The sequence below is a fragment of the Providencia sp. UF-183 genome (genome assembly GCF_058246155.1).
Window position 1 is genome coordinate 216,815 of sequence record NZ_JBSICD010000005.1, and the last position, 20,007, is coordinate 236,821.

19 protein-coding genes and 1 pseudogene are annotated in these 20,007 nt (G+C 41.3%); 2 read left to right on the forward strand and 18 right to left on the reverse strand.

Features of this window, described 5'->3' with window-relative positions; all coding sequences use genetic code 11:
* Positions 1–8: 8 nt before the first annotated feature.
* The 9 genes from AC4IFT_RS06690 to AC4IFT_RS06730 all read right to left on the reverse strand — a co-directional run bounded on the left by AC4IFT_RS06690 (position 9) and on the right by AC4IFT_RS06730 (position 6,570).
* Positions 9–824, reverse strand: a complete 816-nt coding sequence (locus AC4IFT_RS06690) for a fimbrial biogenesis chaperone (RefSeq protein ID WP_490750918.1) — start codon at positions 822–824, stop codon at positions 9–11.
* A 13-nt stretch (positions 825–837) separates the two neighbouring features.
* Positions 838–1,608: a fimbrial biogenesis chaperone gene (locus AC4IFT_RS06695; protein ID WP_490750919.1), complete on the reverse strand. Its 771-nt coding sequence runs from the start codon at positions 1,606–1,608 to the stop codon at positions 838–840.
* A 10-nt stretch (positions 1,609–1,618) separates the two neighbouring features.
* Positions 1,619–2,212, reverse strand: coding sequence for a fimbrial protein (locus tag AC4IFT_RS06700; RefSeq protein WP_490750921.1), 594 nt, complete (start codon positions 2,210–2,212; stop codon positions 1,619–1,621).
* 18 nt (positions 2,213–2,230) lie between these two features.
* Complete coding sequence (locus AC4IFT_RS06705; RefSeq protein ID WP_490750922.1) at positions 2,231–2,821, reverse strand: fimbrial protein; 591 nt, start codon at positions 2,819–2,821, stop codon at positions 2,231–2,233.
* Positions 2,822–2,836: 15 nt separating this feature from the next.
* Positions 2,837–3,421, reverse strand: coding sequence for a fimbrial protein (locus tag AC4IFT_RS06710; protein ID WP_490750923.1), 585 nt, complete (start codon positions 3,419–3,421; stop codon positions 2,837–2,839).
* The gene (locus AC4IFT_RS06715; RefSeq protein WP_490750924.1) at positions 3,405–4,133 is read right to left on the reverse strand and encodes a fimbrial biogenesis chaperone; all 729 of its coding nucleotides are present in this window, start codon (positions 4,131–4,133) and stop codon (positions 3,405–3,407) included. Before AC4IFT_RS06715 ends, AC4IFT_RS06710 begins: the two co-directional genes overlap by 17 nt.
* A gap of 74 nt (positions 4,134–4,207) precedes the next feature.
* Positions 4,208–4,726, reverse strand: a complete 519-nt coding sequence (locus AC4IFT_RS06720; RefSeq protein ID WP_490750925.1) for a fimbrial protein — start codon at positions 4,724–4,726, stop codon at positions 4,208–4,210.
* 206 nt (positions 4,727–4,932) lie between these two features.
* The gene (locus AC4IFT_RS06725) at positions 4,933–5,286 is read right to left on the reverse strand and encodes a helix-turn-helix domain-containing protein (RefSeq protein ID WP_490750926.1); all 354 of its coding nucleotides are present in this window, start codon (positions 5,284–5,286) and stop codon (positions 4,933–4,935) included.
* A gap of 717 nt (positions 5,287–6,003) precedes the next feature.
* Positions 6,004–6,570, reverse strand: a complete 567-nt coding sequence (locus AC4IFT_RS06730; protein ID WP_490750927.1) for a tyrosine-type DNA invertase — start codon at positions 6,568–6,570, stop codon at positions 6,004–6,006.
* 625 nt (positions 6,571–7,195) lie between these two features.
* Between AC4IFT_RS06730 and AC4IFT_RS06735 the strand changes: the two are divergent.
* Positions 7,196–7,775: pseudogene (locus AC4IFT_RS06735) on the forward strand (site-specific integrase); the annotation flags it as partial.
* 126 nt (positions 7,776–7,901) lie between these two features.
* On the opposite strand, the gene AC4IFT_RS06740 reads toward AC4IFT_RS06735, so the two are convergent.
* A complete protein-coding gene (locus AC4IFT_RS06740) occupies positions 7,902–8,390 on the reverse strand; it encodes a hypothetical protein (RefSeq protein WP_490750928.1) in 489 nt (162 codons plus the stop codon).
* A gap of 722 nt (positions 8,391–9,112) precedes the next feature.
* On the opposite strand from AC4IFT_RS06740, the gene AC4IFT_RS06745 reads away from it, so the two are divergent.
* Positions 9,113–10,129 (forward strand): linear amide C-N hydrolase, encoded by a 1,017-nt coding sequence (locus AC4IFT_RS06745; RefSeq protein WP_490750929.1) that lies wholly within the window; start codon positions 9,113–9,115, stop codon positions 10,127–10,129.
* 66 nt (positions 10,130–10,195) lie between these two features.
* On the opposite strand, the gene AC4IFT_RS06750 is transcribed toward AC4IFT_RS06745, so the two are convergent.
* The 8 genes from AC4IFT_RS06750 to AC4IFT_RS06785 all read right to left on the reverse strand — a co-directional run bounded on the left by AC4IFT_RS06750 (position 10,196) and on the right by AC4IFT_RS06785 (position 19,993).
* The gene (locus AC4IFT_RS06750) at positions 10,196–11,680 is read right to left on the reverse strand and encodes a TolC family protein (protein WP_490750930.1); all 1,485 of its coding nucleotides are present in this window, start codon (positions 11,678–11,680) and stop codon (positions 10,196–10,198) included.
* Positions 11,680–13,548 (reverse strand): FUSC family protein, encoded by a 1,869-nt coding sequence (locus AC4IFT_RS06755; RefSeq protein ID WP_490750931.1) that lies wholly within the window; start codon positions 13,546–13,548, stop codon positions 11,680–11,682. Before AC4IFT_RS06755 ends, AC4IFT_RS06750 begins: the two co-directional genes overlap by 1 nt.
* Positions 13,535–14,575 (reverse strand): multidrug transporter subunit MdtN, encoded by a 1,041-nt coding sequence (gene mdtN / locus AC4IFT_RS06760; RefSeq protein ID WP_490750932.1) that lies wholly within the window; start codon positions 14,573–14,575, stop codon positions 13,535–13,537. The genes AC4IFT_RS06755 and mdtN overlap by 14 nt, the downstream gene beginning before the upstream one ends.
* A 3-nt stretch (positions 14,576–14,578) precedes the next feature.
* Positions 14,579–14,860: a YtcA family lipoprotein gene (locus tag AC4IFT_RS06765; protein WP_226693952.1), complete on the reverse strand. Its 282-nt coding sequence runs from the start codon at positions 14,858–14,860 to the stop codon at positions 14,579–14,581.
* 595 nt (positions 14,861–15,455) lie between these two features.
* Positions 15,456–16,592 (reverse strand): Gfo/Idh/MocA family protein, encoded by a 1,137-nt coding sequence (locus tag AC4IFT_RS06770; protein ID WP_490732344.1) that lies wholly within the window; start codon positions 16,590–16,592, stop codon positions 15,456–15,458.
* Between the two features lie 11 nt (positions 16,593–16,603).
* Complete coding sequence (locus tag AC4IFT_RS06775; protein WP_490732346.1) at positions 16,604–17,668, reverse strand: sugar phosphate isomerase/epimerase family protein; 1,065 nt, start codon at positions 17,666–17,668, stop codon at positions 16,604–16,606.
* The gene (locus AC4IFT_RS06780) at positions 17,665–18,741 is read right to left on the reverse strand and encodes a Gfo/Idh/MocA family protein (RefSeq protein WP_490750933.1); all 1,077 of its coding nucleotides are present in this window, start codon (positions 18,739–18,741) and stop codon (positions 17,665–17,667) included. The genes AC4IFT_RS06775 and AC4IFT_RS06780 overlap by 4 nt, the downstream gene beginning before the upstream one ends.
* Positions 18,734–19,993 (reverse strand): MFS transporter, encoded by a 1,260-nt coding sequence (locus AC4IFT_RS06785; protein WP_490750934.1) that lies wholly within the window; start codon positions 19,991–19,993, stop codon positions 18,734–18,736. Before AC4IFT_RS06785 ends, AC4IFT_RS06780 begins: the two co-directional genes overlap by 8 nt.
* Between the last annotated feature and the right edge of the window lie 14 nt (positions 19,994–20,007).

Below are 20,007 nucleotides of genomic sequence, written 5' to 3' on the forward strand. Positions count from 1 at the left end.
ACATCACCTCAGGGCAGGGCCTGAGTGAGCAACGGTGTTTGTTGCCCCTCATCATCAATCAATTGCCAACTGACTGTGGTGGCGCCGTGGCGCGCGTTGGGATATGTCGCCGAGGTAAACGGTGCCAGCATCCGTTTTGCCCCCACATCCAACTGGCTGCTCCCTATTTTTACTTGCCCTAACGTCACGTAATACGGTGTGGGGTTATTAATGGTCAGTTGTGCCCCATGTCTCGAAAACTGTAATGCCTCCGCTCGCGCATCTGCACTCATGAGGGGCAACCCCTCAGGGCGATAAAACAACTTCAGGTTGTTTTGCAAGGCCAATACCATTTGCGCCCCCGACTCGTCTTGCTTTGATGACGGATTGACTTGGCTCGGTATCGCCTTCAGCGATAAGAGAAAAACGGACTCTTGATCTTGCGGAAAATCATTCTTGGTTAATCGAATGCGCAAGGTCATGGCCTCATTCGGCGCAAAACGGGTTAAGGGCGGCAGCACAATAAACGAGGGGGATACCACATTATCGGCAGCCTCAGTTTGCGCAGTAATATTCACGTCAGCAATAGGCTCATCCTCCACCATTACAGGCGCTTCTGCGGGTGTTTCAATGGCCCACTGTAGTACCCGAGACTGCAATAAATAGACATATTGCGTGTGGTTAGTCACCGTAAAGGTAATACCATTTTTGGCACTCGCTGGGTAAATTACACGGGTACTTTCCAACGTTATGCCATCACTATCACCAGAGGCAGCTGCCCAGCTCATTGAAAGACTGCTACCAAACAGCCCTATCACCCACACCCATTTTCTGAATCCCATCATGCGCTCCTGTGTGTTAGCGAGACCATTGGTACAGTTCACTCACACCACCAAATTCATTAATCACTGACCATTGCACCTTATTGGCTTGCCCAGTGCTTTTGACCGTATAGGCCTGGGTGGTAAAAGGGGCAATCATGGCACCTTGGTCACGGGCATTGACGTTCTGCCCATTGAGTGTCAACTGCGCCAGTGTCACGTAATACGGTGTTGGGTTATGCACACTTAACTGTGTCCCTTGTTGTGTGAACGTCAGCTTTTCCGGCGCTGCCGCTGAAGGCATTGATAACCCTGATGGCCGATAAAACAATTTAATCACCGTGCGAATACCAAATGAGACTTGCGTTGAGGTCATCCCTGCCTCCGCGTCTGCATCAGCCGCTTCTGGGGTCGGGCTTTTTTTAACCGACGGAATGGCCAAAAAGCTTAAATAAAAAACGGATTCACGATCTGTCGGCAATGCAGAGGTGTCATTTTTAGAAATCAAGACGGTATTGCGGCTCTCTTTTTCTAACCGAAACAACGGCGGTGTGACCAAAAAAGGCATCGACTCAGAGGGTTGGCGACTGGTATCCGGTGTCGGGAATACCCGACTATTCACCAGATAGACACGGTCACTTTGATTACTCAGCGTCACTTTGGCGCCTTTGGCCTTCGCATCAAACACCACGCGAGTTTGGCTTAAACTGAGTCCTCCCTCCGCGTAACTCATGGGTGCCATGCACAAAAAAGTAGAAAGACAGCACAATAATGTTGCCAGATAAGGACTTTTTAATATTTTTTTCATGGACAACACCTTATTCATACACAAAATCAAATGTGACGGTGGCTTTAAATTCGCCCCCTTGTCGACTTGCGTAGTTACAATTTCCACAGGTCAATGTGGCGGTTAATGGCACGGTAGCACTCGCGCCATTCAATGTGTCAAGCTGTGCATCGCTGTTCCAGTTGTTCGACGTAATTTTGCCGCTCCGAGCCAAATTGGCATTGGGGGCAAAAACAACATTCCCTTCCGTTTGCAGTAAGATGCCATACCCTTTTGCGTCCACAGGCCCCATCACATCGCGGAACAAGGGTTCTCCCCCTAGCTCCGCTGTGGTTTGCCCACTAACTTTAATGGCCGGGGCTAATCCCCACCCACTGCAACCACTGAGTGTCAGAGTTAAGGCTACCGTTGTCGCTGCGACTTTTTGTTCAATGTCATTTGAGCTAAACGCATTGCCATCATTAAATTGAACACTGGCGGGAGCTTTAATATCACAACTACCCCCAACAAACGTGGTAGTAAAATTAAACGTTGTCGATGCAGTATCTGCATTCGCGGTCATACCTCCTCCGCCCAAGAGCAACCCAACCAAAAGCAGAGTGAGTGATTTAATATGTGTTTTCATACATTCTCCTTTTGTGCGTTACTCAAATGCCACATTGAGTGTCAATGAAGCATGAAAATGGCCCGGAATAATCGCGGGCTGAAAGGGGCCCACTAACCCGACCCACACCACGGTGTCACTGTGATACGCATTATCGTCATTGAGCATCGTCAATGAATACCCTTGCCCACCCTGACCGATGGCCGCTGCTGGTTGGTAAAAATCGGTTAAGGGGATCGACGCATCTTGTTCCGATTGGCGCAACATAAACCCCACCCCATTGGGCGTGCCGCTTAAAAAAACGGTTTGGTCAACATCGTCGGGATAAGGCGTTTCTCCTTCCACCGTCAGCATGGGGCGAATCGCTTCATGCTCATCCTCACAGTGCAGTTGGATATGCAGTGGCAAGATTTGGTAAGTTTGTACTGCCCCATCCAATTGACTGACCGACAAAGGTTTAAACTGCAAGGTGGTCTCTGGTAAGGTCAAATCACACCCCAACCCTTTATTCGCAATCACCGCTTGTAAGGATAATGTCGCCGCTTGTTCAGCCGCGGGCGCCGAAACGCCTACAGCCAGCAAGCAAGCGATAAGCATTAAGCGCGGTGTTCCCTGAGCCAAAAAAGCCATCGCTTGCTCCACTGATTAGTCATATTTAAATTCAAAAGTCACATTAGAAACGAGATCGCCCCCTAAGCGCCCTTCAACTACACAATCTCCGCAGCTTAATGTGGCAACCATCGGTATCGTGCCGTCGATTGTGGTCAAGCTGGTGTCAGTATCCCAACCATCAATAGCAGAAATTGTTTTTACATCGGCTAAGTTCATATTGGCTTTGAAATTTGCATTACCGTCTGTGGCTAATAAAATGCCATAACCGGTTGTGGTCGATGACGCGGCATCTAAAAACAGGGTCTCCCCTGTATCTGCATTTGATTCACCCGCAAGTGTAATTTTTGGGGTGACGCCAATGCCTTGACAATTTGCGAGTGTCAAATCAAACGTCTTTTTAGACGCCGCATTGCCAGCTTCGATTTGGCTTGGTAACACGGCATCGCCATTATTAAATACCACGGTTGCCGGTGCCGTAATGTCACATGCCCCTTCAAAGGCAATGGTGGCGCTAAACTCAGTACTCGCCGATGTCGCCGCCCCGGCTGTCATGCTCATGAATAACGCAGACACACCCACAAGGGCTGCTGCACGTTTTATCTTATTGAATTGTTCCATTAAATTTCTCCGTTCCACCGAAATCATTAATTGCTTGCCACGTCACCCGACCGCCCTTACTGACACCGGTGTATTGCATTTGCCCAAACGGGGCTATCATCGTATTTTGTTGACGTGAACTTAAAGAGACAGCTTTCCCCCCGACATTGAGTGACGTTAATGTCACGTAGTAAGGAGTGGGATTATTGACATGCAAGGTTTGGCCTTGCCTTGAAAATTGCAACGCGGCCATCGCCTGTTGCTGTGTCGAGGATAACCCTGAAGGCCTGTAAAACAGCTTAATTACACTCCCTGTCGATACCGTAATGGCACCGCCTAATTCTACTTTGCCCTCAGGTTCATTCCCTTTCCCTGCGGGTAATGCCATCACGCGTAAATAAAAGAGGGATTCTTTATCTTTCGCCAGTACGACACTTCCCGTTTTCACTATCCGTAATTGGTTCGTGGCCCCAGGCTCGAGACGAAACAGTGATGGAGTCACTGAAAAAGGCGTATCCATTTGATTACCCTTCACATCCCCAAGGACCTGTGCTTTTACTAAATACGGAGTCACAGATGTGGCACTGCTGCTCACACCAATCGATTGCCCCCTTGCATCATCAGCCGATGAAAAGACAATTCGAGTACTGTCGAGCGAAATACCCGCAATGGACTTCGCACACACAAACCCTAACAAAAGAAAACCAAGGGATAACCAACGAGTCCTGCGCATGAACCTATCTCCTTCATCGATTATCCGATGTGCAGAGGATACTTCCCTCTGCAACATCAAATAAAACAGGCTAATTATTCAACAATGTACGCTACAAGAACTGGAGCACTGTAAGCACCTGGCTCAGGCGCTACTGCTGTTGATGCCATGCCCACGGTAAAGTTGTACTCGGTGGTTTCGCCCACTTTCGCTTCAACTTCGATTTCTTGGTTGTTGGTGATGACATCCCCTGCCGCATCCGCAATCATAAAGCCCACGGTATTCCCATCTTCGCTCACGAAAATGTTCTTATCGTTGTTTTTGACCGACGTCAGGCCTTGAACAATCAAGTTACCGGTTTCGTCAGCAGCACAGTTCGTTAATGCAACTGGCATCGTCACGCTACCCAGTTTTTCATTTGCAGCAAAATCAACCGATTTAAAAGCACCCACATTCAGGATAGATTTGCCACCGTTAACGGTGACATCACACGTTGTGCTGGTGATAATACCTTGCAGTGTGATTTCTTGAGATGCATCTGCCATCGCATTGATGCTCATGCCTGACAAACCAGTTAATAATGCAGTTGTTAACGCTAATTTTTTAAAAGACATAATTCACTTCCTCTGAAAAGATAATAAAAATATAAATTGATAATAATTCAAACTGAATTATTTAATTAAAACCCACATATAAATATATAAGTTTATCGCTGCATAAATTAATAAATAGATGCAGTCATAAACTCACAAATAATAAGTTTAAGTTTACCCTTAATATAAAAGTTAGAATTAAAAACACAAAATAATGACAGCGCTCTTTATTGTTCAACCAAGGAATATATACCCTGATCATTCTGCGCCTTTAATATTTCACTGTGTGTTTTAAATAATGAATCATATTGCGTATAAAGTGAGGGACGTTTTTTCTCTAATCGTAGCGACACTAAATAAAAAAAAGAATCTAATGAAACATTCAATTGATGTAATAAAGAAAATAATGTGACCGTAGATATTTCACAAACCCCTGTTTCATAACGTGATATCTGTTGCTGAGAGAGCCCCACTAAGTCACCCAACTGTTTACCACTCAATAAACGCTCTCGGCGTAAATACGCAATTTCAGCGCCCATGATAGATGAAAAGCCACAGATATGTGATGACTTCTTTCCCATACTGATCTCCTAAGTCAAATACTGATTCGAAATAAAATAAGAAACGCAACAAAATAAAACAATTTGGTGCATTTCCAATAAATGCAGTCATTGAAATATTAATTTTTATTAATTGTAATATTTAACGCTAAATAAATATTCTTAATAAGATTATTACAAATTAAAACACCAAGCTAATTTAACCGCCATAAAATGGTGAAAAACAAACCCTTTGAAATAAAAAGATATTTATTTCAAAAAAACAAATCAAATGTGTAAATTCTGCTAAGAAAGAGGCTTTAGTTCGTATTTAGATAGATTGATTTTACACTAAATACGTTTAAACTATTTTTCATCAACAACGCACCATATTGTTTTATTATGTTGCATTAAATTAAAATATTACCAATAAAATCAATTACTTAAATAATCATCAAAATAAACACATTTAGTAACAACTGTAAATAATTAACACCTGTTAATGTCAACATAGTATTAATTATGATCACATAGCGCCTTATTATCCCGCACATAAATGCAACAAAAGTGACCAAAATAGGCACTTAAAATAAAAAGCAGCGGAACGTGCTAACATTTTTCAAAATGGGAACCACATAAAACTACGAGAAATTTGGCGGGTAATTATCCTATCGACGCCATAATAAAGAACACTCAGTCTTGAGCGTTCTTACATTATCATCGGTGCATAGAGAGGGTTCATCTGTAAAAAAGGAAATGTCAATACTGCGGTACTGGTTTCCAAATACCTGTAAATCGCTTTTGGTTACTTGCGGTGTAAATGACGGTATGCAAGATATTACGGTGTCCTAAATAGTCTTGAATAAGGCGGGTATCTCGCCCTAAATCCGCTAAAGCATATCCACAAGCATGCCTTAGCATATGAGGATGAACTGTTACCTCCAATCCTGCTAATTCACCGTATTTTTGCATCAACCGAAAAATTTGAGACCGCGATAACGGCTGATGCTTTTGCGAAAGGAATAGCCAATTATCCTCTGCGGCGGCAAAAAACTGTCGCTTATTCAACCAAGATTCGATTGCTTCGACCTCAAGAGGCTCTAAGGGCTGCATTGTGGATAGCCCCCCTTTTAATCGCCGAACGTAAACAACATTTTGGATTAAATCAATATCACTTATAGATAGATACCTTAGCTCACTAACCCGAAAGCCATGCAAAAATGCCATTAAAAGCATACAATAATCGCGCTCAGGATAGCGCCCCTCTTTTGTTGCTTCGAGTAATCGTTCAACTTCATGACGGGTGATAAATTTACGCTGTTTCATACTGTCCTTTTATTTATTTACATTAAAGAAATTAAATATGCTGACGGAATACTGTGTATTATCGGCTTTATAAAAGTATCATTACCTCTATTGTTTTATCATGATGTCGATAATAAATACCCCTCTTTTTCTGATGTTATAATTTAATGGTAATCAGGCAGCTGTATTAATAACATGATGTTCTTTTTTATTCGACAAGATCAATTTGAAACTCCGTATAATTACTATTAATTTCTCGTTAACTGGGCAGCTAGCCGTCTAGCTTTAGTCAGTAACTAAAATAGCCGACTCATCTCCCCTAAATTCATTCTGCCATTGATGGCAATACATCAACTACAGACGAGAATTAAACCTTTACCGCCGCTGTTCACGGTTCAGTATTATTATAAAAAATATCAGATATAAATTATTACCTTGAATAACCATTGTTTTAATTCAAGGCGATAATATAGCTCAACATTCCCAATTGAAAACCACGCTATCCCCTTACCTTGTTCATTACAAACGCCCTTTTCTATCCAACTAAAAAAATTTAATCAACTCCCCCCACTATCGACATGATGGATAAAACGAGATCAGGAAATCTGGTCTTGTCAACGCATTTTTAGTTGGTTTCACTGTTTCAATTTCACCTAAAGAAGTCTCTGCCCTACTCGCTGCGGCAAGATATAAGCAATGGAAAAACTTATTTCAGTTTGCCATTAATACTGGGTTAAGAAGCTCTGAATTATGTGCATTAAGATGGAGTGATATTGATTTCATAGAAAATACTGCACACGTGCAATCCGCCAGCGTCGTCGGCGTTATTAAGAAAACCAAAACTAAAGCTGGCACTAGAAAGGTTGAATTAAATAGTGAAGCCCTGAACGCCCTAAATAACCAAAAGCAATTCACGTTTATAAAAGATGGTGTAATTTTCGAAGATCCAAAAACAAATAAAGCCTGAGCAGGTGCTGATGCAATCAAAAAAAAAGCATGGGTACCAACATTGAAAAAAGCGGGTATCAGGTATCGTAACCCTTATCAAACGAGACATACCTTTGCCACAAGACATATTAGCCAAGGCGCTAACTTATTTTGGCTGGCTGGGACATAAAGGGCCTGAGATGTTGTTTAGGCATTATGGGGGATATCTTAAGGAGTATGATGGGAGATCAGTGAAAAATGGAAATAACTCATATTTAGATACACTAGCTTCGGCTTGAACTATGAAGTGGTCGAAAATGAATTACAGTCGTAAAAATTTTTATACTCGGAGCATCTGCCTTAGCCGCCGTTGCTGCCACTCAAAAACCATAGAACCTACCGACTCACCAACCAATTATTGCTATTTATTCCGAACTATAACCGAATCCTAAATGATTTAAGCATACCTCAAGACCGTTAAGTGCATAGCTTGAACAAAACATATGCCTACACTTATTTTTAGAGAACCCTTCATGAGCTAAAACAATCAAAAACTGCTTGATAGCATTAATTTCATTATCTCTAATTTTAGTGTTTATATTTGCCAATTTAATACCAAAAATTGGAGAGGTATATTTCTCTGGAGTGCATTCAAAGTACCAAGCCTGACCGCATTCATTACAACCATAGTAAAATTCACCATAACTAAATTGTGGATACGATTTTTCGCATGGACTATCCTCAATAAAATAGTAGGGGAATTTATATTGCATCATATTATTCGTTTTGATGATGTCAGAAAAGCCATCCGCGCAAGCAAAAAAATCTCCGACAGTTACACACTCACACATTATAAGAATCCATTGTAGGTAATCATTATCAGTAAAATTAGCACACTTCACACACAGATTCATACCTACGACGCCACTTTGAATGTAATCCAACTATGCAGTTAGAAAGCAGCGCAACATGTGGACTATAATGAAATCTAGAGAGTTGGATTTTAAGTTAATACATGATAAAACATGCAAACTTAACTTAAATGGAATTAACTATGAACATTTTTACGACGAACACCTCTTTTTTGAGTGTCGATTTTTTCATGATAACTCTTTTTTTTTGCATCATGCCTTTCGCATATATCTTATTAAATGAAAATAAAGATAATTTACTTACAACACTTAGCTCTGTTTCAATTATCTTTTATAGCATTATATGTTTGTTTTTATTTGAATAGCCATGAGAGGCAATAAATACCGCCGAAGTGAGGTTTGGTATTTACTGTAATTCACATTATAAATTTCTAACATTGGTTACTTAGCCCCCCTTCATAATCAATAAAATACGCACGCAAGTTAACCTCTGCCAACCATTAGCGTTCCCCTCAATATCATCGTTAACAAGTCCAATATCTAAAAACATTAAAAATAGCCAATCCATTGATTGATAAATATTTTGTACTCATCACATTAAATACATAAGATTAAGATAAATTCACAAAAAACAATTAAACTCAACACGTACAACAATTTAATGTTTTAATGATTAATCTCTATGTAAAAACACGCTGATAATGAGCAAGTAGCATGGTTAACTGGAGAGTTCTCGCTCATCATCTCTATAAGAGGATAATAAAATGTGCACCAGCTTATCGATAACAGATAGTCACAATAATATTTACCAAGGGCGAACATTAGAATTAACCGAAGACCTTCCCTCTTGGGTCACGTATTATCCTGCCAATACATTCTTTCAGAAAAAAGCCCCAAATGGAGAGAATGGCATTAATTACACATCTAAATTCGATATTCTTGCAATAGCTACCGAAGTGTATTTTGATGGTGATAACCAGAATATATTCCAAGGGTTAAATAGTGCAGGATTAGCCTTTAGCGCTAATATGATATCTGAAGCTGAGCTGGCACCGATTAATCCCGAAAAATATTCGCTCTCATTGCCTGTTACCTCATTAGGTGAATGGGCTTTATCCCTTTTTTCTCATGTTGATGAAATTAAAAAAGCCGTTGAAAATGGCTACTTTTGGTCTCCCGTTCTGGTTAATTTTAGAAATTTAACATCACCATTCCACTATGCTTTTTATGATAAACAAGGTGGTAGCATTGTTGTTGAGGAAGTCAATGGCAAATTACAGGTTTTTGATAACCCTACCCGCGTTATGACTAATGGGCCTGATTTTCAATGGCATCTAAAAAACCTGAATAATTATAGCCAGTTATCAAACCTTGATATATCAACAAGCATGCTGGGTAATATTCGTGTTACTCAGCCTGATAGCGGTATTGCAACGTCAAATCTTCCTTCGTCAGATACTTCTGTTGGGCGTTTCGTTCGAGGAGTTTTTTACAGTACTTATGCACTGAAAGCCGATAACGCAAAAGAAGCGATGATGACACTCGCACATATTATGAATAATTTTGACCGTACTAAAAATATGACCGTTGATAATATGGGGGAAGGCGAAGGAGCTGCGGATCGTTTGCTTTCTGAATATACGGTTTGGAGCTGCTTATCTGATTTATCTAACGGTGTAATGTGTATTAGAGGCTATGGTGAAATGAACTATACTCAATATTCACTGAGCCAATTTAGCGGTGAAGGAAAGCCTGTATTTCAACAACTTGATATTTACTAATTTAAGTTATCATTGCAGAAGATAATCTAGGCTCAATTATCTTCTGCATGTCATAAACCAAATAAGCTATTTAATAGCAGCACCTTCATACTTTGGCATAGCCTTTTCAATTTCACCTAATGCAAAGGCTAAATCCACAGCCGCAATAACAGAGCCTGTATAGGAATCAATATGTGCAAGCTCTGCGGTTAATAATGCAATTTCCGCAGCATTTATTTCAGTCACCGTTCCTAAACCATTTTTATAAAAATCAACACTCGCGGTATAACTTAGTTGGGTTGTTTCGACTAAGTTTTTCGCGGCTTTATTGGCCTCGATCGCTGATTTTAAGGCATTTTCGGTTAAACTCATTTCTCGAATTGCTACTTCTTGGCTTTTTCGCAAATTCTCTTGGGCAATAAGAATATCCGACTGGGCGTTCTTCATCCGTGCCTGCCTTATCCCTCCTTCATAAAGCGGGATGCTGACACCGATCAGAATATTTGAGGATGAAGAGCTCTGGTTAATACCCGGTAGCCCTTGTACATCTAAACGACTGTTCCCCCCCGCGACTGCGCCCGCTAAATAAACTTTGGGAAAATAATCAGATTCGACAGATTGAGTCGTTTTCATAGCTGCCAGTGATAACTCATAGTTAGCGAGTACATCTGGTCGTTGGGCTAACGCATTTCTGATCCTTTCATGGGTCAATGGTGCAATATTTTCAGGCAGGACATCGTTGTCATTATATTGAATATTAATCGTTTTAAGTGGGGATATACCTATGCTAGAAAGTAATAATTGGTATTGATCTCTTTCTTTTCCCCTCGCTAATACATTCTGAAACTCTAATTGTGAGACTTGCTGTTTTGCCAATGCAACATCCAATACAGTTGCTAGCCCACGTGCTTTCTTTTGTTCTACAGCATACAGTATTCGGCGACTTCGCTCTAAAGCGTCATCCGTTATTTTTGTTTTTTTCTGTGCGGCCCCATATGCATAATAGGCAATGGTCACATCATGGATAATTTTTTGATGAAGCAAATTAAAGTTCAAATCAGAGGCTAAAGAGGCATGTTTGGCAGCATCAGCGAGTGCGCCTCGTTTGCCAAAATCAAACAATAACCATTGAAACGTAATCGCAGGGATAAAAACATGATTAGAAACATCAATTTTATCGACCAAGTCATTATGAGGAAGTTTTAATGTTCCCCGTTGATAACCGCCCAAGGCCGTTGCAGTTATCACCGGTAAATAGGTGCTTTCAACCATTCCCACGTTGGTTGCAGCTTTTTTAGCGAGTTCCCAAGCAATGCGTGTCTCTGGGTTATTTTTTTGTGCGACATCGATAAGGCTTGCTAAATTATACTGTTCTTTAGATGGTTCGTTATGTTCAGCATATAAATTCTCTTCTGGGGATGAAATATACTTGTCAGTTTCATATTGTAGAGGCTGCTGCGCTTTTTCCATAAATGAACGGCTTGTATCAACACAACCGACAAGAAAAATACTGAGTATCGAGATGAGGATAACGCGTTTTTTTGCATATCTCATTAATGGGGTCATTGTCATTACTTCTCGCTCACTAGTTCTTTAATGACTTGCTCTTTTTCTTGAGCTGATAAATTTGAAGGTATTGCATTTAACACAGCATATTTCAAATCACTGGCGGATTTTAAGTTTGTATTCGAATCAAAATGGCCTTTATGGTTGAAAGCAATAAACTCAGATGAATAATTATGGTAACTCTCTACCGAAACGTCAGTTAAAAATTGATTAAAGAAATGCGTTAAGGCCCCCCCTTTATCTTTAAAGTGGGTTTCAAACATCAATAAATTAATATCATCTTTTGTTTTAATGATGCCCTCATTTATTGCCGCAACCAAGCTGAGAGCCTCTACATTGTTATTATAAGATTTTAATTTAAGTGCAACATAATTATCTAGAATATTTCTAATTTGCGAGTTAACTGCGGTCATGATAGACACTGGCCACACTTTAGTGAACATAATGTACATCACAACATTACCTAATAGGATGCCAAGGATCCTATCGGAAGCAACGTCCATATCATAGCTCGGTTTAAAACCATGAAGAACGGTTAATAAAAAAGCCAGTCCAACTTGAACTCCCGCATAAGATATACGTTCATTGCCCGCGGCTACCCATGCAGCAGGTAAAATACAGAAGAAGATGAGTACCATTAAGCTAAAAATATCGGATAAATGCGGGATGATATACACAAGAGAAATAATTCCGATTAATGCACCAATTAAACACCCGATAATACGCAGTGTTAACTTATGGACAGTTTCACCGACTGAAGTTAATGCAACAACATAGCAAGTGATCATCGCAGTGTGGATCCCCTGCCATTCAAAATAATCATAAAAGACGTAGCATATTAGTGCAGCACAGGTTGTTTTGATGGCGAAATATTTATGGTTTGGATTGGTAAATGCATCTTTAACAAAAAAAGAATTTTTAACTTTAGGATCATTAATCACTTTATTTTTAAATAAGATATCCTGAAAGTCAGCCAGTATCTGTGAGTTTTCAAGATGGCTACTTTTTTCGTTTTTCAGCGTTTCCAGCTGTTTAATTTGATTATTTTCCAAACATTGTGCAATAAATTGACATTTTTTTGCGAGTAATTGGCGAGTTTCCGCTGAAGTATCATCCGGTAAATTTAAGGACATGATCAGTATTTCATAGGAATTATCAATTATGCTATCTAGCCACTGAATTTCTTCTTTTCCTTTAAGAAAAAAAAGCTTAATTAGCATTAGATTTCGCTTACATTCAGACTGTGTACTTAAAGCGTCAGTGATGTTAATTGAATACGGTACTTTTCCTAAAAAGAATCGGCTTGCATCCCCAAAGCGTTCAGCCAACTTATTCATTAATAGTTTTTTGGGGCTAATGCCAAAAAAGTAATTAAAAATAATCACCAATAACATAGGGGATACAGCCATTAACAAGGCATATAAAAGCCCTCTTGTCGCCGCATCACCAAAAGGAACATCATCAATCAGAGTCATTAAAAATGCGATAACAAGCGCAATTAAGTTACCGATATCCCCAAGGGTGCTCGCTGAAGATAAATACATAAATAACCCTGAGAACAGGGCCATAAAGAAAAAACGCAGCATGACATTTTGGATGGTGAGGTTAAATAATATAAAAATCATACAAACGGCAATACTGCATAGCACCATAACACCCACACACAACAGAATGTTTTCAATCGCATTTGTTTTAACAAGGTAGATAATCAGGTAGCAGCTGATCGCCGATTCTGGAATTTCATATAACATTGCAACGCCAGCCATTAATGCACATAGCAAGGCGATACGCCATGTCGTTGCAAAACGAAACTTAGATGGCAATAAATCTTGTTTTATTTGTTGAACAACCAGCAACGCTTTAGCAGTCATCATCTTGAGATACAATAGTAACAGTGGCTGTGGCACCAACCCGCATCAGGTTTTTCGGTGGGTTTTCTAAAATGACTCTCACAGGGAAACGTTGCTCAACACGTACCCAATTTAAAGACTTGGGCACATAAGGCAAGTCTCGAGGTATATTCAGCAAGTCGGTAGACATTACCCCCCAGCCAGCACCTTGTACCCGACCTTTAATCGGTTGCTTGTTATTAATCATTGAATAAACAACTGCGCAACGACCCATTTGGATGTTGTCTAGCTCAGTTTCTTTAAAATAAGCGGACACAAACCATGTTTCGGTATCAATGAGTGTAAAAACGGATTGCCCTGAAATAACAAACTCACCAGCGGACATTGTTAGCCCAACAATATACCCATCACTCGGTGCTTTAATTTCTGTGTTACCTAGTTCCCACTCTGCCATCGCGAGGGATATTTTTAGTGACTCAACAAGTGCTTCTTCAGATTTTGTGTTATTAATTAATGCTTCTGACGCGACATTTTGCTTCTGAGCTTGCTTTAAGCTGACTTCTGCATCGCGTTTCAAGGTGCGCGCATCATCAACTTGTTGAGCGGTGACAAAACCTTTTGCTAACAAGGGTTCTAAGCGTTTTAATGACTGAGTTGCGAGAGCAAGGTTAACTTGTGCACGTTTTATTTGTTCTTCAGCGACTTCTGAATTTGATGTTTCGGCGACAATAATCCGCTTCTTGTTACTTAATGCCGCTTCAGCAACGAGTAACTCAGATTTAGCTTGGTTCACTCGTAGAGCATACATTGTAGGGTCAATGGTAAATAGCCGATCGCCTTTTTTAACTTCCTGATTTTCTTTAACATAAAATTGGCTTACACGCCCTGGAACGACAGAAGAAATGTTGATTTTATTCGCCTCAATCACAGCATCTTCACTTAGTGGACTCAGAATCGATGATTGTAAGCTTTTCCATATCAATAGTAATAAGGCAACAAATACACCGATTGATATGATGATAGCTATCTTTTTTTTATTTTTTATATTCATAATTTAATGAGAAAAATAAAGTAAGGATACGGTAATAGAGATTGATAACAAAACAGCAAAATAAAACATAAGAGGAAATGGCAATTTATCATCAATTTCTAAATAAACGAGAATAACACGCAATAATATAGCGCCAACTAATCCAATTAAGACACATAACATCCAATAAGGAAAATAAGCGCCTAACATAGGAAAGAGTGGAGAATGTCCTTGGCTGCATCCCATTAGCAATAAGGATAGCAAGCTCACACTGATAATATGGCGATATTTTTTAATTAAGCTCAAGATAACGCACCTATCATATTATGATTAATTAACTTATTAATTAATCATTACTATAACTCTTTTTACATAATAATCGAATGATAAATCGAAAGTTTATTAACCCTATAAAATTAAGCAGAATAATGGGATAACTCGCCCATTTAGCAATGTCTACACTACGGTAGCCACATAAGTTTTAATTGGTGGTTATTAAAATTTAGCTTATGTGTATTTTGGCCACGATACTTAATTAAGCTGACGGGTAGGAGATAACATTGGCCGAACTCATTATTTATGAATTTCTATTGGAGATCATGGTGTTTTTTTTGCTTTTGGAATATTGGTCGCTCGAATACATTTTAGGCTTTTATTCAGTTTATTACTGGGATACACCTTATACTCATATGTGCGGGCTCGGCCTGCTCATCACCTATGTCGCCTCGTATTGAACAACTCGCTGTAAATCCTTACTCTTTAGGCCTCAGTCACTTTGATAAGCTATTGAGACCGTTTTTAAAATAATGAGGTGACTTCATATTTTTGAACGGCCATCTTTTTAGCAGAATGCAAGAATTGACGCAGTCCCATGTGAATACCAGACCACACGTACCTGTTGTTATGAACAATGATATTCTGTGAAATCAATCCACTGCCCATTGTTATCATGACTTCGTTTTGCAGCATCAATAAACGCCATCCCCTGTAGCCCAGTTTCAATCCCTGGTAATAGTGGTGATGCCGCGTCACCTTCGCGTAAACACATCGCGGCTTCACGATAAATCTGTGCAAAACCTTCTAAATACCCTTCCGGATGCCCAGCTGGCACTCTCGCCATAATACGATTATCTTCACGCTGATTCATTGACCCTCGAGTCACACAATATAGAGGCGAATCAAGCGGTTTTAACCATAATTGATTAGGCTCTTCTTGGAAAAATGTGAGGCTTCCTTGGCTACCATAGATGCGTAGTCGGAGCCCATTTTCTTCACCACAAGCCACTTGGCTCGCCCAGATACGCCCTTTTGCCCCATTGTGATAACGCATTTGTATACGCACATCATCATCTAACACTCTTCCCGTGATCATAGATGATAGCTCAGCGCTAATCGCCTCTGGCAACATCCCCGTGACGAATGATGCGAGTTGCCACGCATGAGTACCGATATCGCCAATGCAGCCTGCCCCCGCCTTTTGTGGGTCGTTACGCCACCCCGCTTGCTTGTTTCCCGTATCTTCTAATCGTGTTGCTAACCATTGCTGCAAATATTCCACTTCTATATAACGAATTTCCCCTAATTCTCCAGCCAATATTCGACTGCGAGCCTCGCGAACAAGGGGATAAGCACTGTAATTATGAGTGAGGATCAGTTTCCTGCCCGTTTCACGCACCGTTTTGGCAAGTTGCAAGGCCTCTGAGTATGAGGTACACAGGGGTTTATCGCAGATCACATCGATACCCAACCTCAAAAATTCAGTCGCAATAGGCGCATGCAGATAATTTGGCGTAACAATTGTCACAACATCAATACCATCAGCACGCTCAGCCTCACGTTGTGCCATTTGTTGGTAACTGGCGTAACAACGTTCAGGAGCGAGGTGTAACTGTTGCCCTGTGCGTTTACAGTTTTGCTCATTCGACGAAAAAGCACCCGCGACTAGCTCAAACTCATCATCCATACGAGCCGCTAATCGATGTACTGCGCCAATAAAAGCACCTTCTCCGCCACCAACCATTCCGAGCTTCAGTCTCATTGTGTCATCCTTTATTTATCACTTTCAATCCCAAGTAATGCTCTGATTTGCTGACGATTAGTGTCTACCGCAGCAAAATCATCAAATGCATGCTCTACCGCAGGAATAATATGATTTGCTATAAAACTAGCCCCTTCTTTCGCCCCTGCTTCAGGAGACTTGAGGCAGCACTCCCACTCCATCGTGGCAACGCCTGAAAAATCATATTGAGTTAATTTGCTGAAAATAGACACAAAATCAATCTGCCCATCACCTAATGAGCGAAAACGCCCTGCTCGCTCAATCCATGGTTGGTAACCGCCATAAACACCGCTGCGCCCATTTGGCGTATATTCCGCATCTTTGACATGGAACGCACGAATACGAGTGTGATAACAATCAATAAACGCAAGATAATCCATTTGTTGTAGTAATAAATGGCTTGGATCATACAGAATATGACAACGTGGATGGTTGTCGACTAACCCAAGAAAACGCTCAAATGTCACACCATCATGTAAATCCTCCCCTGGATGCAGCTCATAACACACATCGACACCACATTCATCAAACACATTAAGAATAGGCAACCAACGCAGGGCAAGTTGAGCAAACGCCTCTTCAAACAATTGGGCATTATGAGGCGGCCAAGGATAAAAGTAGGGCCATGCTAGCGCTCCTGAAAACGTAACATGGGTTGTGAGCCCTAAACGCTGGGAGGCTTTGGCCGCTTTGATAAGCTGCTCCGTCGCCCATTGCTGCCGCTTTCGTGGGTTCCCCCTCACATTCGCAGGCGCAAAACCATCAAATACCGAGTCATAAGCAGGATGTACTGCAATCAACTGCCCTTGTATGTGTGTCGATAATTCACTGATTTGGACATCATATTGCTGCAACATGGCAATCAACTCATCGCAATACGTTTGACTGCTTGCAGCCAAATCTAAATCAAAGATGCGTGGGTCAATAGTCGGAACTTGAATTCGGGTAAAACCCAACTCTGATGCCCATTTTGCAAGCCCTTGTAATGAGTTAAAAGGGGCTTTCTCGCCAATAAATTGTGCCAGAAAAATGCCTGGACCTTGGATAGTTTTCATGACTCTCTCCCTAAAATCACGGTACGTTGCGTACGCACAGCTTCATCTGCGGCAAGGACAATTCGCAAGCTATTAAGTGCATCCTGTAAATGCTGTTCTAAAGGCAATTGCTGTGTAATGGCTTGAATAAAATAACGTTGTTCACTTAGGCACAGTGCTAAATGGTCTGGTTCGTCTTGGCAGTCAACCCAGCGGTCGGGGTGCGTAAAAGCATTGTTTTTATCCAGCTCAGCGTAGTGAATACGTAAAGAGTCCGTGCGCGTATGTCCATCAACATTATCACTATTCCCTTCACCATGGCGTGCCATGATCGAAACCGCACCCCGTGGGCCTATGACATCTTTAATGAAATAAGCCGTTTCGCTTATCATCGGCCCCCATCCTGCCTCATACCATCCAACAGAGCCATCATCGAAACGAACTTGCAATTGGCCGTAGTTATACATATTTTCAGGTAATTCATCGGTCAATCTAGCACCGATTGCACTGACACTCACAGGCTGTGCTTGGGTCATCTGGCACATCACGTCCAAATAATGAACGCCACAATCAACTATCGGAGAAAGTGACTGCATCAGGTTACGGTGTACATTCCACATCTGACCATGACTTTGTTGATTTAAATTCATCCGCATGACTAATGGCTTGCCTAAATCATGTGCTAAATGAATAAATTGTTGCCACGAAGGGTGATGGCGCAGGATATACCCTACAACAACTTGCCGCTGGGCTTGCTTAGCCGCAGTAATAACCCGTTTAGCGCCTTCAACCGTTGTTGCTAACGGCTTTTCAAGAAACACATGACATCCCGCTTCAAGGGCTAACAATGCATAAGCTTCATGAGTATCAGGGTACGTGGTTAAGCAAACAGCATCAGGTTGCGTTTCTTTTAATGCATGTTCGTAATTATCAAACGTCGCATATTCACCACCTAAATGTTGGTTGAGAACGTCTTTTGAATCACCGCGAGCCACCAGCCCGCAGATATCAACCCCCTCCATTTGGTGATAGGCCTCTGCATGAGAGGCCCCCATGTTGCCACAGCCAACGACTAAGACGCGTAAATTAGCCATCGAGTTTCTCCTTGGCGGGTTGGTCTTTATAGTTGAATGTAAAGAAGAAGAGCGCGGCAATCAGTAATGCACCAATCGCTGGGTACCACCAGAAACTTTGCCATTGTGGCAACGCAGCGGCACCTTCAGTCGTCACAATGCTATTGAATAACATGCCACTGATTTGTGAACCTATTAACATCCCCACACCGTAGGTAAACAATACCAACAAGCTTTGTGCCTGACCTTTGACTTTTTCGCCTGCAACTTTATCGGTATAAATAAAACCAATCACAAAAAAGAAGTCATAACACATCCCATGCAGGAAGATACCAATGTAAATCATCCAGCGTAGTTCTTCTGCTATCCCCAACGCGAACATCACATAGCGTAAACACCAAGACAGCATACCGATAAGCAGCATGACTTTAATGCCAAGACGAGCAAAAAAGAATGGGATCAATAGCATGAACAGCAGTTCTGACATCTGCCCTAAAGACATTACACCGCCGACATTAGTAAACCCTGTCGCCGCAACAAATGGCGCCGCATAAGCGTAGTAAGCCGCCAATGGAATAGAAATCAGCATTGCACAAATAATAAATATTAAGAAATGACGCTGTTTAAGCATGGCAAACGCATCTGCGCATAACAAATCACGCATCGCAACAGGTTTGCCCCGTTCTGGTGCTGGAGTATGCGGTAATGTAAAGCTGTAGATGGCTAAAACGAGTGAAGCCGCTGCCGCCAATGTGAAAATTTCTGTGCTGTCGGATAACCCCGTAGAGCCAACAATCAGCCCTGCAACTATCCAACCAAAGGTACCGAATGCACGCACAATCGGGAACGCTTTTTCACTATTAGGTAAACTGTAAAATGCAACGTTGTTACTAAGAGCAATGGTTGGCATATAGCAGAGCATATAACCAAAGATTATCCATAACAGCCCACTATGATCACCTGTAAAATAGCTTGGGATCATCCATAACAAAATAGCGCCGATGAGGTGCAACACACCTAACACTTTTTGTGAGGCAAAAAAACGGTCAACAACCATTCCTAATACAAAAGGAGATAAAATAGAGGCTATCGGCCCCGTTGAATAGGCATCACCAATAATGGCAGATAACCCGTATTTCCCCATGACAACGCCGAGCGTGACATACCATGCCCCCCACACAAAAAATTGTAGGAACATCATTAATGCCAGTCGTGGCACTACCCACGCATGGAGAGTATTTTTGCCCCCTTGAGCAAGACTATCTGTACCCATAAGACCCCCATTAA

What these genes read in the sequence shown, in the direction of transcription:
- AC4IFT_RS06730 (WP_490750927.1), bottom strand. Translation starts at nt 6,570, where the DNA reads ATGAAACAGCGTAAATTTATCACCCGTCATGAAGTTGAACGATTACTC.
- AC4IFT_RS06755 (WP_490750931.1), bottom strand. Translation starts at nt 13,548, where the DNA reads ATGATGACTGCTAAAGCGTTGCTGGTTGTTCAACAAATAAAACAAGAT.
- AC4IFT_RS06780 (WP_490750933.1), bottom strand. Translation starts at nt 18,741, where the DNA reads ATGGCTAATTTACGCGTCTTAGTCGTTGGCTGTGGCAACATGGGGGCC.
- AC4IFT_RS06700 (WP_490750921.1), bottom strand. Translation starts at nt 2,212, where the DNA reads ATGAAAACACATATTAAATCACTCACTCTGCTTTTGGTTGGGTTGCTC.
- AC4IFT_RS06695 (WP_490750919.1), bottom strand. Translation starts at nt 1,608, where the DNA reads ATGAAAAAAATATTAAAAAGTCCTTATCTGGCAACATTATTGTGCTGT.
- AC4IFT_RS06750 (WP_490750930.1), bottom strand. Translation starts at nt 11,680, where the DNA reads ATGACAATGACCCCATTAATGAGATATGCAAAAAAACGCGTTATCCTC.
- AC4IFT_RS06710 (WP_490750923.1), bottom strand. Translation starts at nt 3,421, where the DNA reads ATGGAACAATTCAATAAGATAAAACGTGCAGCAGCCCTTGTGGGTGTG.
- AC4IFT_RS06705 (WP_490750922.1), bottom strand. Translation starts at nt 2,821, where the DNA reads ATGGCTTTTTTGGCTCAGGGAACACCGCGCTTAATGCTTATCGCTTGC.
- mdtN (WP_490750932.1), bottom strand. Translation starts at nt 14,575, where the DNA reads ATGAATATAAAAAATAAAAAAAAGATAGCTATCATCATATCAATCGGT.
- AC4IFT_RS06720 (WP_490750925.1), bottom strand. Translation starts at nt 4,726, where the DNA reads ATGTCTTTTAAAAAATTAGCGTTAACAACTGCATTATTAACTGGTTTG.
- AC4IFT_RS06715 (WP_490750924.1), bottom strand. Translation starts at nt 4,133, where the DNA reads ATGCGCAGGACTCGTTGGTTATCCCTTGGTTTTCTTTTGTTAGGGTTT.
- AC4IFT_RS06785 (WP_490750934.1), bottom strand. Translation starts at nt 19,993, where the DNA reads ATGGGTACAGATAGTCTTGCTCAAGGGGGCAAAAATACTCTCCATGCG.
- AC4IFT_RS06690 (WP_490750918.1), bottom strand. Translation starts at nt 824, where the DNA reads ATGATGGGATTCAGAAAATGGGTGTGGGTGATAGGGCTGTTTGGTAGC.
- AC4IFT_RS06745 (WP_490750929.1), top strand. Translation starts at nt 9,113, where the DNA reads ATGTGCACCAGCTTATCGATAACAGATAGTCACAATAATATTTACCAA.
- AC4IFT_RS06725 (WP_490750926.1), bottom strand. Translation starts at nt 5,286, where the DNA reads ATGGGAAAGAAGTCATCACATATCTGTGGCTTTTCATCTATCATGGGC.
- AC4IFT_RS06775 (WP_490732346.1), bottom strand. Translation starts at nt 17,668, where the DNA reads ATGAAAACTATCCAAGGTCCAGGCATTTTTCTGGCACAATTTATTGGC.
- AC4IFT_RS06770 (WP_490732344.1), bottom strand. Translation starts at nt 16,592, where the DNA reads ATGAGACTGAAGCTCGGAATGGTTGGTGGCGGAGAAGGTGCTTTTATT.
- AC4IFT_RS06740 (WP_490750928.1), bottom strand. Translation starts at nt 8,390, where the DNA reads ATGAATCTGTGTGTGAAGTGTGCTAATTTTACTGATAATGATTACCTA.